This is a genomic window from Clostridia bacterium, from assembly GCA_034926675.1.
In the GTDB taxonomy this organism is placed as follows: Bacteria; Bacillota; DTU025; order DTU025; family DTU025; genus JAYFQW01.
In genome coordinates, this window is the sequence record JAYFQW010000079.1 from 1 (window position 1) to 14,567 (window position 14,567).

The window sequence follows — 14,567 nt, forward strand, 5'->3', positions numbered from 1 at the left end:
ACTTGCAGCTAGACGTGTTTTCGGAAATCGCCCGCGCGCGTCATGGGATCTGCGCGAACCTCGACCGCGGGAGTCGGACCGTCAATGCCACTCAAATGGACACTGACCTCGTGGTCAATGTCCATTTGAGTGGCATTGAGCGTGCAACAATGCTGGTTTGGCCGGCATTGACAGCCTGCGGGACCGGAATCTTGAGAACCACGGAGCCGCATCAGCGGCTGTAAACGGCGTGCGAGACGTTGCCTTCCGCGATGCCAAGGCAATGCTCCAGGCACAGATTACCTAACGAGCTCAGGGCTGCAGCGAGAACCGAGCGATTGAACGCCCAATGGTGCTGAACATGGGATAGACTCGCGCCCACGGTTTTGACGCGCCACAACTCCTTCGGCTTGCAGGCTTTGACGCCAATATCTACACCGATCCTTCGCTGATCCGGTTGAGGGGTTCATCTCCGAATTCCAAGCTGGGAACGTTTACATGCGGGACGTGAGATGCAGCATCGGACCCATTGAGCTGAACAGCCAGCTCGAAGGCGGCGGGTTTGGTGGAGATTTCCTTGTATCATGGCAGATTCCTCTACATACGAGAATTGCCCTGACCCCGGCGGCACAGGAGTTCGGTGTCGACACTCTGGTCAGGTGTATGAATGATGCTGCTCATGTGGTTGGGCAAGATCGCCCCGGCTTTCGCGGTCGCAGGCTGCGGCCGGGGAGTTGGCGCCGCCGTCGGACGCCGCGCGATGCCGCCCTTCAATTCCGCCGGAAGACGGTTCCACAGTCACAGACACCGGCTTGTCTGCCAACGCATCCGTGAGTCGAACCTCACTCGGCACAAGCCCAATGCAAGGGGTGGGCCGTTTGCCGCCCAAGTGTATGACGTGCGGCAGGAACCCATGTGCACAGGGCGAATCACATTGATTAGCCTCTTGTTGGAAGGTGTGGAAGCGATGAGACGCGATGGGCGCAACGGCTGTGAACTGATGGCCGAGTTCTTCGACAGAAGAGTCGTTATGTATGAGGAGCACATGCGAGAGGCAATCCCGGCGTTCGACGAATTCTACTCGTCTGTAGCTGCGCACATTCCGGCGACCAGCGCGCCTCTGTCCATTCTGGACCTGGGCTGCGGCACAGGGTTGGAGCTGGATTTCGTCTTCGCGAGGGCATCTAGCGCTAGGATCACTGCAGTCGACCTTTCGTTGGAGATGCTGTCCAAGTTGAGGGCAAAGCTCGAGCACTCCCCGTATGGGCCGCAGGTCACGATCGTACATGGATCATACTTGACCATACCGCTTCCTGCGCGCCATTTCGACTATGCGATTTCTGTTCAGACCATGCATCATTTCACCCCCGGCGTGAAGCGTTGTCTGTATTCCCGGATTGCAGGTGCGCTCAAAGGCGGCGGGATGTACATCGAGGGAGACTACGTGGTGTCGCCTGAAGAGGAGCGGTTGCTGTTTGCGCGATATGCCGAGATCGTGAAGTCGCTCCGAGCTGCCGGGGCCATCGAAGAGGATGATCCCGTGGACGGCAAGTATCATATCGACATTCCGCTGAGCGCCGAATCGCAAGTTGCGGTCTTGAGGGAAGCCGGGTTCGCAGACGTGGAAGTAGTGTTTACACAGGGCGCAGCGGCCGTCTTCTGTGCGCGGATTGGCTTGGCTTGAAGAGACTTTCCGGAGAGGGAATGCCCAAAGCCGGGCCCGCTCTCAGGAGAGGCTGTTGCTTGCTGGCGCCGCTAGTCAGGAAGGTGGCAGAGGCGTCTTTGCTTGCATCCTCTTTGCTGTGTATCTCAGGTCTTCCTCCAGTCGGATATCCTTCCGCGGAAAAGCCTCATCTTATCTAGCATCATTGGCAAACTCCTTCAGTGCTTGTTGCGAATCTTCTCATAGATCTGTCTGGCCATGGCTTCATCATACACGTGAGATGTCAGGTTCCTGTCCATGGTTCCGCGATGCTGGGAGTTGAGAATCCATCCCCCTTAACAATCTGCGCCTAGTCCGTTTTACTAGACTAGTAAATTACTAATTCAGAAACCGTAGTGAGGTGCTAAGATTGAAGATCCCTTCTACGCTCAAGCACAAGCCCGTGATCGTCGTGGAGAACTACGAGCAGGTTGATGGCCGGTATGCGTACAACTCAGATGCTAAGGGCCTGTCTCTGGGGCTTGCTCAGTGGAATGACCGCGGGAAGGAGTAGTGTATAAGGGCCTTAGCTCCCAAGGCCCGCGGATGATGCCGATCCGTCGATTGCAGTGGCGCGTTCCACCGCTGCGACCGCTTGGGCTCCTTCCGTCACACTGCCGCATTTCACTGTGAGTATCAGCCCAAAGCCACGTGCTGCGGCGAAGAGAGCTTTCTCGACGGCTTCGTCGGCGTTCTCGGCCCAGGCGTGCCATATTCCCCGAAACCGGGAGTGCGTTGTGTCAGTGGCTAGAGCATGGGCGATCACTTCTGGATCATTGTAGGATGCATCAGCATCGAAGCTCATGAATCCGTCCATGTGCGCGATCTCGTCAAGGTTCTGTTGGTATCTTCTGCAGCAGTGAATCGAAATTCCGCCGAACTGTGCGGCGACTATCTGGTTGTATGGGACGAAGAACTCGTGGTAAAACGCCGGGGAGACTACTGCAGCCATGTCGTCGCTCACGTATATGCCTCGGTGTCGCCATATGCCTTGGTGCGTGTGACCGAAGAAGTTAGCAGCTCGCTCCGCTTGCAGCCGGACGAATTGGATCAGCGCTGCGGCAACAGTGCGCAGCAGCACGTGCACTGCATCAGGGTTCTCATACATGCCGAGCAGAATATGCTCGTCTTTGATGATCTGGACTGCGATATCCATGGGTGACTGGGTGTCAGTGAGTCTGACTGGGACGCTGTCGCCCGTCCTCTTCGAATAGTAATCTATCCTATCGAGCACCAGACCTGCCAGTCCGGCGTCGGGGCCTTCGAAACATGGAGATCTCAGGCCGGCGGCGTCCGAGAGATCTATGGCGAGAGGGATGGTCCAAGGGTCCTCGCCAGGGATGCATCTGATCTCGCAGCCGAATCCGGACGGTATCACGCCCACCCCCATGTAAGGGGAGAGTGAGGGTATATTGCAGGCGCCGGCTTCCCTCAGGCATGCAAGATCCCACTCAGCCCACGCCATCTGGCAGCGGAAATCGGCCTCCGCGTTGTGGATTCGCTCCTCGATTGAGCATTCAGGCATCACACCGTCGCGCGGGTAGAGAACCACGGCAGGGCTGAACTGCGAGTATGTGTATGGGAAATCCCATGCGGCCTGTAGACGAGATTTGGCCCTCTGGGCGACGTCGGCAGGGATGTCCATGATGACTGGAACGTCAGGGTTGGCGCCGGAGTTCATTGAGCTCACCTTCCCATGAATGTAGTAGGTGTGTACATGACGACTATCCTTGCCACAATTATAGTGCCAATGATGTTATGGTGGCAACGCAGGCGCATATGACATACGCGAGACAGCCAATGATTCAGCTGCAGTCGTACGAGTCCAAGACCAAGTCTGGTCAGGCGCTTCCCCTACTCCTTCGCTAAACTTCTCGAATAGCCCAGGCAGGATCTTTCGCGCCGCGCGGTGCAACCTTTTCTCTCCCAGCTGTCTCTTAAGAGGTGAGAGAGGGATGGTTGGCGTCGGCGACTGCAGCGGAGAGTCTTCACTGACTACCCCGACTACTGGGCCGCTCCCCATGCCCTAAGCCAGTTCGCGACGGCGCTTTACCATGCTGGCGATCCCAAGGCTGAGGACTTCCTGCTGGAGGCCGCGCACGATCAGCGGGGCGCCGACCGCGCTAATGCAGCGTTTCTTCTAGTCGACATGCCCGTGGCACAGGGCAGGTCAGGCGACGCCGCAAAGGGGTCAGGCATAGTAGAAGGGACAGAGCTCCTGGCCGGGTGTTCGCTTTCAGGCGTGAAGATCCTAGCGCATGAAGTCAACGAGGAGAACAGGTTCTCCACCGACTATGGCGACATGCCCTGGCGGTCAGTGGGCGATGACGGCGAATTCCGCTTCAGTCTACCTTCGGGACGCAGGTATGAGATTGGGATCGCGATAGACGACGAGGTTGCCCAAGAGGTGGACGGCCGGCATCTTCAAATGGTCGGAGCTAGCTTCGTTCTCCAACCTGGAGAGACGAAAAGCGTGGAACTGCGTTTCGTTGAGCCAGTGACGGTAACCGAGCCAGGACAGGGTTTCGTGTATGACGGAGGGCCAGTCTCCGTGAGGTGGCAGGCCTACCCAGGGGCCCGTGCATACCGTGTGAGCCTAGGCTACATAAGCATGGGCGAGCATGGATACAGCTCTACTGGTGGAAACTCGATGAGAACCGCAGACACCCATTCTGTGGCCTGTATGTGCTGACCGGGCAGTGTGATCAAGCCGTCGAGTTGCTCCATGCTATCCATAGCATGGGAGTGAGCGCCGTCGCGGAGCACGAGTTCGACCTTGAAGAGGCCCTGCGCGACTACGCCACATTGAACTCGCGCCAGCCCAACGGCCAGCGCAACGACTACTTGGGCATAGTGAGCCGGTCCTTACGCGAAGCCAAGCAGGCCTGGCGCAGTGATGCAAGCGCACACGGTTCGTTCTTACTGCTCATCGCAGAGCTCTCCGACCCCTGGCGCCACCGTCATCGAGATGAACTGCAGAGCGCCATGAGTGAGTTCCGGGCCGAACACGGCAAGGACGCCCCAATGCTCTTGGACGTTCTGGAGGCCTTTGCACAGGCAGGCAGGCTATAACAAACGCGCTAGCTGCGGTGATGGCCGGGAACCGTTATCATCAGGTGGGCGGGGTCAACCTGCCCACCCGATCATGAGCACGGGGGCCAAACTGGTGGATGACCATATCGTCGAGGTCAAGCAGCGTGGGCAGTGACACCCATTATGTCAGTTCCTGTCGTCGCTCGTACACGACCACGCCGTGCTGAGTGCACCCGTCAGCGAAGCCTCCAAGCTTCTCCATGAAGCGCCGGTCTTCTATGGACGCAACAACGAAACCTCACGTTTCATGCTCCAGAGTGGGTGGACGATCTGGCCAAGATATCCAGCGACATAGGAATGGGCGCTGAAGGGCACAGCTTGGTCTTGGGAGGAACGTCCTACTGATACGAAGAATAGTCGAATATCCATTCCGGCCATAGGCCCAGCAGTTGCGATTCTGCACCACGTCAGAACTCTGGCTAAGGATTCTGACTGGGCTCCCGAAATGGTCATTGGGTGGTGTTCGAGTTGAGAATCTCGGCATGGATTGGGGTTGCAGTATTGGCGACCGTGGTTGCATCCTGCTGCCTGGCGACGCCTGCGTCGCCAGGCGCACGGACAAGTTTGGCGACGGTGGCCAAAGCAGACAGCCAATGGAGCCGACGTTCTGAGCCGAAGATGGACAGTGCCATGATCCAAACGCTTGAACAAGCACTGGACGCTGGTCAGTCGGATGCGGATATACTATGGCGATTGGCCAGGGCATACTGGTGGAAAGCGGTGCGCCGTACCGCCGACAAGGCATCAAAGCTTGAGCTGCTTGAGAAGGGCAGGGCCGCTGGTGAGCGGGCTGCTGCGCTGGATCCGACCAATGCGGACGCACATCACTGGCATGCGGTGTGCATAGCTCAGTCGGGGCAGGTCAGGGGCATGCTTCAGAGCCTCTTCATGGTCAAGCCCACGATAGAGGCTCTCGACAGGGCGCTTGCGGCAGACCCAAACCATGCCCGAACCCACTATTTTCTGGCCCAGCTTCTCTATCGGCTGCCGGGGCCGCCCCTGTCAGTAGGCAATAAGCAGAGGGCAGTTGAGGAAGCCCGAATAGCAGTGAAGCTAGACCCTCGATCGTCGTCTCACCATCTCGTCCTGGGCAAGGCTTTAGCCGCCAACAGGCAGTATATGGAGGCCAGAGTGGCGCTCAACTGCGTCCTGGCCATGGATGTCAGCTCAGAAGATCCCGAAGGGTTCAGGCTTGATCAGGAGGAAGCCAGAGCTCAGCTCAAGGCCATCGAGGGCAAGTAGATCGTTGTGATCATCGCTTGGCTAGCATCTGGCTCCCATGCCGGCCTCAGTTCAGCCTGGGTATCACGACTGCCGATGGAGACGCAGGCCCGTAGTAGACCGTCTGCACTGCCTTTTGCATTTGCTGACTTCGGTAGATAGGCTCTCCCGTGTTGGGATTGCGGTCGAACTTCGGGAAGTTCGAGCTCGTGACTATCAAGCGCACCCGGTGGCCCGGGCCGAAAACGTGGGCGCACCCCTTCATACGTATGCGGAAGAGATAGATCTCCCGGGGCTCCAAAAAGTCCTCCCTGTCAAGGCCGTTCCGATATCTAGCTCTGACTATCCCGTCAGAAACGTACCTCGCAACACCGTCTTCGTCTACATCCAACAGCATCGCGACGAAGTCCGTATCGGGCGCGTCTGACGATGCGTATAGCTCGACCTCCGGAATATCGCATATCTTCAGAGAACTGTCCAACACTTCAGAATCGTAAGTCAGAACATCCTCCCGCAAGTGAGCAGATGACACGAAGGGCCCCGGCATCAGCCCTGCCTTGGGAAATGCCCACACTGCACCGCCTTCAGTGGGGACAGGGTTCTCCGGATCGTACACGAAAGAATCGCAGGCAGCCACTGGGTTTTCGCCGGGGGCCACGTCCGCGGAGAGAACACCTCTGCCCCGGCCGTCAGCTGCAGAGCGGCCGTCAGCATCCGAAGAGCATGCAGCTCCGAGATACATCCTCATAGGGCGGGACGATGGATGAGGCCAGGCGTCGAACTCCGCCCAATGAGGCCGGCGCCCTGTGAAGAAACACCTCACAGAGGATCCCGACGGCGGATCGCCCACGCCTTTGGCCCAGAAATTCAGCCACCTTACGCACTCCTCTATGAACGGGGAAGACGTATCCACCGGATCCTCACGCAGATCATCTTCGCGCTGCCTGGCCAAGTACCCGTACGAAACATCTCCCGATATCTTTTCGGGCCCGCCGATCGTGCCGTTGTGACTCCACGGGCCAAGGACAAGCCTCTGAGGCGCTCCGGACTGGATCATCTCGGAGTATGGAACCAAGGTAGCATCAACCAGGAAATCGAACCATCCGCCGAAGTGAAGCCCAGGAACGCGAGTTCTCTGAACGTAGCGCCACAGATCGCTTTGGTTCCAGAACTTGGACCGGGGGCCTTCCTCCAGCATGGCCGCCCATGAGGGATCAACGCTTTCAGGAATGGCTTCGATCAAAGGCGTCTTGCGGTAAAGGAGTTCGGGGTCAAAGCCGCTGAGAGAAGCCTTTCTCATGTACGTCCAGGGCAAAGTATGATGAAGGCGAAGAACTCCGTCTTGGAAACAGAGAAGCTCCTTCCTGACAGGCGCCGTAACCCAGACCGCCGCCTTCACCTGTTCCGGAAACTCGGCCGCGATGGCAATCGAGGCGGCTGAAAGATAGGAGATGCCGAGGATGGCAAGCTTCCCATCGCACCATGGTTGGCCCAGTACCCATTGTGCGGTCTGGATCGCGTCCTCTGGTTCCTGAGCCAATAGGTTGAACTGCCCCGACGACTCGCCGCTTCCACGCACGTCCTGGATCACAGTGGCATAGCCGTGACTGCCGAAGAGGTCGCTTATGCCCGGCAGGTTCTGCCGCCCGTAGACCGTCCGCACAATGACCACAGGGTAGGCGCCAGGACCCGGTAAGGCGACAAGGGTTGCAAGGTTCGCTCCATAGGATACCTGAACAAACTCAGTTCTGGTTTCCACGACTCGCTTCTCCCCACCTCAGATATGCCGTCTCGGAGTTGGATGCTACGGTCCTCAGTGAGATTGGCGGGATTCAGCGCCCAACTCAAAACCTGCTCACTGACTTCAACCATGCTCATGCCATTTCCTCCTTCCGAATGGACGAGACATCATGGAGTTTGGCGGCGCCTGGGTGGCTGCACTTCTTTTTCATACTGCCCTGTTGTTCCCGTTGGCCCAAGCCCGCGAAGAGCTCAGGGTTCACTTCTGCCTCCCGTTCTCTTCGCACTGTGCGAACTCTTCTCGGCGTATTCGCATTGGATTTGCGCACTTCGCGTTGATACTGCTGTGTTCGATGACCATTGCCCGCGGCAATGGATCGTATTCCAGTGAAATGAGCGCTATACCCTCCCGTCGGCCCTTGCGGCTTCACCGATGCTTCCAACGGGCAGGTCCCCTCCGAGCTATTCTGCACGGTTTCGGACGTGCAATTCTAACAAAACGCCCTTCTGTGCAGTCAACTACTGCGTACTATCGGATCCCAACAGGTGCACAAAACCACCAGCATGTCTCTGGATCAGCTCCACCGTCTGCACGCCCGCCTGCGTGTAGCTGCGGATTACGGCTGGTACGCGCAGACGCTCGTCGCTCTCGTACAACTGCCGCACCAGTTCCCACTCTGGCACATCGCCGCAGGTCAGCTCTGCCGCCTGATCGAGCAGGGCCAAGTCGGCTGCAGACAGATCCTCGTCGCGCGTTTCGGCCAGCCCCCAGCAGTCCCAGGGCAAGAGCTCCATCTTATTCAGCGATGCCACGTCCCGGATGAAGTCGCCGCGGATGAATGACAAGCCGTGCATGTCGAATATGCCAAACTTATCTGCATCAGCTAGCCCCGCCCGGCAGAGCCGCCAGGCCTGCCCGCCCACGAGGAACTGATCGCGCGGCACGTCAAGCGGATCGAATTCCACCGCCAGTACGTTGCACTGCAAGTCGTCAAGCTGGGGGTCGACTAGGACCCAGCGCAGCAGTGCAGCGTTCCAGTATTCGCAGACCCAATGGTCTTCATAATGATCGGCAAGGAAGTAACGCGCAAAACCGCAGCGGGCCCGTGCCGGGATCCCTTGGTAGCGCAGCATCGCAGTGAGCATCAAGGAGAAGTCGCGGCAGTTGCCGACCAGGCGTTTGTCCAGAGTCCGGGCCTCGGTGAGCGGACGCGGGTCGAGTTCGCCCATCCGCGCCAACTTTGTGACGACGGAGCGCAGCTGCACCTCGTCTAGCCGTGATTTCGGGAGTTGCGCGCCGTACCGCTCCAGCCAGAAAACGTGGAGCATCAAGCCTTGAACAACCCGGCATAGCGAGCCAATCTCACTGGGCAGGCGTTCAAATAGAGCCGCGTGGCTGCCGGTAGAAGTCATCAAACCTGGGGCAGCAAAGTACTCGAGGGCATTCATCCGATGAACCTCCTTGCCGCTGAAGGAATCCGTAGCGTTTAGCCAAACGGTTATTCGACACATCGTCCTCGATCACCTAGCCCCATATTCAGCACCCTCGGGCCTTGAATCTCTTGATTTTCAGAGTAAGCGATTTTCTTGAGGAATCGTGATGTAGACCATCGGCGATAGTGGGATACTCCCAGAGCCCGGAACATCTTGTCCGGGAACAGCTTTGATTCAGAAAGCAGCCGACTGCCATCGGGAAGCTGAACAACGATGACAGCATCAAACGAATCCAGGATCATCCGTGCTGTGGGCCGTTCTGTTGTTCTTCTGCCCGTGATCGGCAACTCCTCGTTAGTGGCTTCAGCATAACGCCCTGCTCGTCGCTGGACGATCGCACGAACCAGGGCTACGAGGAGCACTACATATGCAAGAGCCTCCAGCCGTTGAAAAACCCTTCAACCCTGTGCCGTCAGGGTTCCGAATATGGGCTGGGGCTCCGAGGGCGCCCAGAATATTGGCGCTTCGGCCCCCAGACCGCCAGCATTGCTGGCGCCCCAGCGGGCATGGAGAGACACGTTCGGGCAGGGTCGGGTGGTCAGCGTGGTGCGCTGCTGCAGCCGCGCGCCACATGTATGGTCCCCAGCTGCGTCCCCGCGCCGCCTGACGAGGTGCGACCAACGCGCTCGAGCCCTGGAGCGATACTGTCGACGAATCCAGCAGTGAGACGAGCTCAATGTCGACGGAATCGACGTTGAGACGCCCGCAATGTCGATGAAACCAGCATTGAGATCCTCCAAACGCGCGTTCCGGCGAGATTGACGACACTGCGTGCGAGAGGACGGGATCATGGCATAATGTGGTGCGGCTTACTTGCAGCTAGACGCGTTTTCGGAAACTGCCCGCGCGCGTCATGGGATCTGCGCGAACCTCGACCGCGGGAGTCGGACCGTCAATGTCGACCAAATGGACACTGACCTCGTGGTCAATGTCCATTTGAGTGGCATTGAGCGTGCGACAATGCCGGTTTGGCCGACATTGACAGCCTGCGGGACCGGAATCTTGAGAACCACGGCGCCGCATCAGCGGCTGTAAACGGTGTGCGAGACGTTGCCTTGCGCGATCCAAGCCAATGCCAAGCCAATGCCCTAGGTACAGAGTATCTAACGAGCTCAAGACTGCGGCGAAAACCGAGCGATTGAACGCCCAAGGGTGCTGAACATGGGATCATGTGATTGGCGGGGGTCGCGCTCTCTTCAAGCTAAGGCGAATGCCTTCATGTGGAGCGTCTGTGATACTGTCACCCTTGAACAAGGAGACATCATCACAGATGGAAAAGGCCTCAAGTTTTCATTGAATGCGCTCCAGGTGCTCTCAGGCGCACGCTATGGGCACAGAAATGCCATGTGCCCGCACGCGCGAGGCGCACAGCCCTGCCTGATGATTCGACCGGAGAGATGGTCCGGATTGATCCAACGGATGGTCAGTATCTGTCCATCGGAGAGCAGAAGCTGGACCGCAAGTATCCACCCAGTGTCGCCTATCAGTCGGTGGCCCCCGTATCGAGCAGGAACTGTGGCCAGAATATGGGAAACCGGGGCTCGGGACAGCTCCACATGCCCTCAAAGCACGTTCTCATGCCGTGGGCGGCCAATTGCAGTCCAGCGAAGCGCGAAGGCTGAGAACAAAGTGACCAGCGGGTGGATCAAGACGGTGCATCCTTGGATCGACCTGGCGCCTCGATAGCGAAGACATGCCGAAGCCACCGCTCCGATGGCTTGTTCCAGTTTACAGATGCAACGATCCCGTACACGATTGGACTGAGGCGAAGAGGTGAGGAAAACTAGCAAAGTTGGTGCCTTTCGGCAGCGACGAATCTCCATTTCTGCTTTCGCCTGCGCTCAGTGCTGGATTCGCGTGAACTCGTGAAGCGGGTGAACGGTGAACCCCAAAAGGCGAATGCCTTGATTGACTGTAAGGATTTGGGATGCTATACTTATTACGGGAGTTTGAGTTGGGAGGGCTTCGCATGTTTGGCCTTTCGAACACCGACACCCCGGACTCACGGCATCCAGCGGAAGATCCTGGCGACGTATGGGCCGACGGCGCCAGACCTAACGAGAACGAGTGCCGGGAAGCAGCAGCCATGGTTACCCGTTGGCCGTTTCCGGGGACGGACTGGGAGGAGTCTCTCTTTCAGCCGAGCGACGACACTGCATTCGTGGTTCCAAACCGGCCCTGGGCGGGCCGCGTCGAGAGCGGGGAGGTGGTTCTCTTCATGCTATGCCCATTGAGCCTCGAGGGTCGCCTCATTCGCGAGGAACTGGGAGCGGCATGCCAAAGGGCGCACACGTGCAGGGGAAGGTCCACCTGCACCAACCTTAGCGCACGAGGGGCTGAAGGGGCTACGGGGGCCGACGGCCAACAGGAGCCGCCTCGGCTTACGGTGACCGAAAGGGCCGTCGTGAGAATGCTTGCGCAGGGCAAGACCAACAGCGCCATAGCCAAGGAAATGTATGTGTCCATAAACACAGTGAAGACGCACGTGAGGTCGGTGTTCCAGAAGCTCGGCGTGAGATCCCGAAGTTCGGCGGTGAGGTACGCAGTGACAGCAGGTCTGATCGATTGAGAGATCACCCACGTGGTCACCCAGAAATTCACCCAAATGGGGAATAGAGGATTCGAGAGTGCGATGGTATGATCTGGGTGCAAGCGCGGCCGCGGCGGACGACCACATCATCCGTGAGGATGAACGACTGGAATTCGGAATCGTGCCTGACATGCCTCGGCGACCCACGTCCACTCGGTGGCAGTAGACCACCAGATGCAGCTCAGTGCTTCCACGACCAACAATCTGAGGGAGGTGAACACTGTGTTCAGAGTGATGGCAGGTCGGAAAGGCCGGGCGAATGTGTCCATAAACGGGATCTGCATCAGGTTTCGGCTCTGGGGCTTTCTCGTGACTGTCGGCTAGAATCAGATCGGCCCTGGCGAGGCGGGTTCGATAGCTTTCGCTAATGACCTGAAAGCGGTTCAATCGCGTGCGTCTGATTAGGCGGGAACCAGCTGCAGTGCGGCTGGTTCCCCACGCAAGTGGAACCGGAGAGGCCGATTTCCGAGGCAGGATTCGCAGTCTCCCCCCGGAGGGGATGCGGATCGACTTAGGAGGGGTAGCGATTGGATGGCTCGACAGTATTCTCGCTGGCTCCTGAGGCGAGGATAATCCACGCCGACGATTCCCATTTCATAATCGATCCTATCGCTGGGAGCTGGGTCAAGCTTCCACGGTACGCAGGAATCCTGTGCGAGAAGGCGTGCGGACAGGATGCGGATCTGATGGTGGATAGGGTGGACATCATCTACGGAGGCCGCGCTGCGGGGGAGTTCAGGGGCCTCCTCGAGGAGCTTTCTGAGCGCGGCTTGATGGTATGTACAAAAGGACGGGAGGAACACTCTGCGCAAATGACGTCCGGACACACCTCGCCATGCGGACCAAAGGTTTACCTTTCGGTAACCGATGAATGCAATCTCAGGTGCATCACATGCTACCGAACGGATGGGGCGACTTCCGGGCGAACTCCCACTCGCGTGGTGACCTCCACCATACGTCGGGTATCTGAGCTCGACCCAGCGGAACTGATAATCACCGGCGGCGAGCCCACCACCAGAGATGACCTCCCGGAACTGCTCATGGAAGCGCGGGAGAGCTGCCCTCGGGTGATCCTCGCTACCAACGGGACTCTGATATCCGATAGCCTGGCCGCTGCCATCGCACAGACAGGCGTTGCAGTGCAAATCAGCTTGGAATCTGCGGATGAGCGTGCTCACGATCTAATACGGGGGCGCGGAAGCTACGCAAGAACCATCGCTGGGCTTGAGCGTCTATCTGGGATGGGTGTTGAGAGGATCGAACTAGTATCGACTATCGCCGACCCATCGTTATTCGAACCAGAACCCATGATGGACCTTGCCGGAAGGTACGGCGCCTCGTTCCATGCTAGTCTCTTCATGGAGGTGGGGCGCGGAGCATGCGCCAGGTTCGCGACAACTGCTGACCCAGGGGCCTTCGCAAGGTCCATGGTCCGATACCTGCTGCAGAAGGCCAAGGGCGGAATGATCGCTGCCGATGCCACATTCGACGAGGTCATCGGCGTCACTCCGAGATTTGGGTGCGGGGCTGGCAGTTTCGTGCTGGGTGTATCTGAAAATGGGGGAGTATACCCATGCCACCTCGCCATGAACCCGGAGTTCAGGGTCGAACTCGATGAACTGCTGGAGGCACTGGCAGCATCAAGGGACGCTGGAGGTCGCTGGTTTCCAGGCACTCTCGCCAACCTCTGGAGTTGGAAGGAGCCGAATGTAGACTCAATTGATGTGTGCTTCGACTGCGATGTGCGCTACTTCTGCGGAGGTGGTTGCCGGGCGGCGGCCTATGCCGCTACTGGGGACATCGGCGGACGTGATCCCATGTGCCGGGCTTACATGCTGTTCCTTTCCTGCCTGCTATGGAACTGGGACGACGCGGTGTCGGTTGAGGATAATCTGTCCGTGGCCTGGGCAGAGATCTCGGGGCTCCAATGAGCGCAATTGCCTTCTACACCTTGATCACGCTCTCGGTGGCGACCAGAGCGGTCGTGTGGAATACCCCCAGAGGGAGGAACGAGGGAGTTGACGTCGGCGACTTGCTCCTGCTAGTTGCCATGGCGGCCTATCGAATCCTGCGCGGACGCGATCCCGCCGTGGAGTTTGGCGCCGCAGGGGTAGTGCTCGGCAAGACGACACTGGCGATGTGCGCCGCAGTCGTGGCCACGTTTGCCCTTGCAAATGCTTGGATTCGTCGGGTGATAAGGGTGGGACACGGAGAATGGATGCAGAGGACGGATGTGAATTCGGGAGGGGCTTATGAGGCGGTATCGAGTCTGCCTCTGCCGAAAGCGGCCCTGGCTGGGCTTGGGTTCACTTGTTCCGGAGCATTCCTGGAGGAGCTGTTGTTCCGCGGGTGTATCTACAGGCTCGTGGCGAGAGCAGCAGGAGATTGCGCGGCAATGGGTGTGCAGGCGGCTCTCTTCGCTGCGGTCCATGGAATTCCTATGGCGTGCGCCAGGGCGCCAGCGGCGTTGGTTGTGTACGCCTTTGCCATGTCCGGTGGCGCCGGAATGGCATTGGGATGGCTTGCCACGCATGGCCGTGGGCTTCTGTATCCCTGGCTTGCGCACTGGTCACTGAACTACATTGCTCTCTTGATGGCGCTGATGGCGCGCAACAATGCCACGGGGAGTTGGAGGAAGAGGAATTCGCGTGTAGAATAAGGGAAACGACAGCATCGGTGCGGTGGGACGGTTCTGCAGGACATGTCAGAGTCTTCGCCCTTAATGCGCGGATAAGGTCAACCGACCCA

The 14,567-nt window shown here is 58.5% G+C and carries 11 protein-coding genes and 1 pseudogene; 8 read left to right on the forward strand and 4 right to left on the reverse strand.

Annotation, left to right across the window (positions count from 1 at the left end):
* The first annotated feature begins 946 nt into the window (after positions 1-946).
* Together VB144_14800 and VB144_14805 are read left to right on the forward strand one after the other, a co-directional pair.
* Entirely contained in the window at positions 947-1,663 is a 717-nt protein-coding gene (locus VB144_14800) for a class I SAM-dependent methyltransferase (protein MEA4884897.1), read from the forward strand.
* Positions 1,664-2,051: 388 nt separating this feature from the next.
* Positions 2,052-2,189: pseudogene (locus tag VB144_14805) on the forward strand (DUF6530 family protein).
* 18 nt (positions 2,190-2,207) lie between these two features.
* On the opposite strand, the gene VB144_14810 reads toward VB144_14805, so the two are convergent.
* Positions 2,208-3,362: a uroporphyrinogen decarboxylase family protein gene (locus tag VB144_14810; GenBank protein MEA4884898.1), complete on the reverse strand. Its 1,155-nt coding sequence runs from the start codon at positions 3,360-3,362 to the stop codon at positions 2,208-2,210.
* 561 nt (positions 3,363-3,923) lie between these two features.
* On the opposite strand from VB144_14810, the gene VB144_14815 reads away from it, so the two are divergent.
* From VB144_14815 to VB144_14825, 3 genes are all read left to right on the forward strand, one after another.
* Positions 3,924-4,373 (forward strand): hypothetical protein, encoded by a 450-nt coding sequence (locus VB144_14815; GenBank protein MEA4884899.1) that lies wholly within the window; start codon positions 3,924-3,926, stop codon positions 4,371-4,373.
* Positions 4,367-4,753: a hypothetical protein gene (locus VB144_14820; protein ID MEA4884900.1), complete on the forward strand. Its 387-nt coding sequence runs from the start codon at positions 4,367-4,369 to the stop codon at positions 4,751-4,753. The genes VB144_14815 and VB144_14820 overlap by 7 nt, the downstream gene beginning before the upstream one ends.
* 489 nt (positions 4,754-5,242) lie before the next feature.
* Positions 5,243-6,016: a hypothetical protein gene (locus VB144_14825; protein ID MEA4884901.1), complete on the forward strand. Its 774-nt coding sequence runs from the start codon at positions 5,243-5,245 to the stop codon at positions 6,014-6,016.
* A 46-nt stretch (positions 6,017-6,062) separates the two neighbouring features.
* On the opposite strand, the gene VB144_14830 is transcribed toward VB144_14825, so the two are convergent.
* The 3 genes from VB144_14830 to VB144_14840 all read right to left on the reverse strand — a co-directional run bounded on the left by VB144_14830 (position 6,063) and on the right by VB144_14840 (position 9,591).
* Positions 6,063-7,754, reverse strand: coding sequence for a CocE/NonD family hydrolase (locus VB144_14830; GenBank protein ID MEA4884902.1), 1,692 nt, complete (start codon positions 7,752-7,754; stop codon positions 6,063-6,065).
* 500 nt (positions 7,755-8,254) lie between these two features.
* Positions 8,255-9,184 carry a transglutaminase-like domain-containing protein gene (locus VB144_14835; GenBank protein ID MEA4884903.1) on the reverse strand — a complete coding sequence of 310 codons (930 nt, stop codon included), beginning with the start codon at positions 9,182-9,184 and terminating at the stop codon, positions 8,255-8,257.
* Positions 9,185-9,234: 50 nt separating this feature from the next.
* The gene (locus tag VB144_14840) at positions 9,235-9,591 is read right to left on the reverse strand and encodes a hypothetical protein (protein ID MEA4884904.1); all 357 of its coding nucleotides are present in this window, start codon (positions 9,589-9,591) and stop codon (positions 9,235-9,237) included.
* Positions 9,592-11,198: 1,607 nt separating this feature from the next.
* Between VB144_14840 and VB144_14845 the strand changes: the two genes are divergently transcribed.
* The 3 genes from VB144_14845 (at position 11,199) to VB144_14855 (ending at position 14,478) form a co-directional block, all read left to right on the forward strand.
* Positions 11,199-11,798 (forward strand): response regulator transcription factor, encoded by a 600-nt coding sequence (locus VB144_14845; GenBank protein MEA4884905.1) that lies wholly within the window; start codon positions 11,199-11,201, stop codon positions 11,796-11,798.
* Positions 11,799-12,346: 548 nt separating this feature from the next.
* Entirely contained in the window at positions 12,347-13,750 is a 1,404-nt protein-coding gene (locus VB144_14850; protein ID MEA4884906.1) for a radical SAM protein, read from the forward strand.
* A complete protein-coding gene (locus VB144_14855) occupies positions 13,747-14,478 on the forward strand; it encodes a CPBP family intramembrane glutamic endopeptidase (protein ID MEA4884907.1) in 732 nt (243 codons plus the stop codon). The genes VB144_14850 and VB144_14855 overlap by 4 nt, the downstream gene beginning before the upstream one ends.
* Positions 14,479-14,567 lie beyond the last annotated feature (89 nt).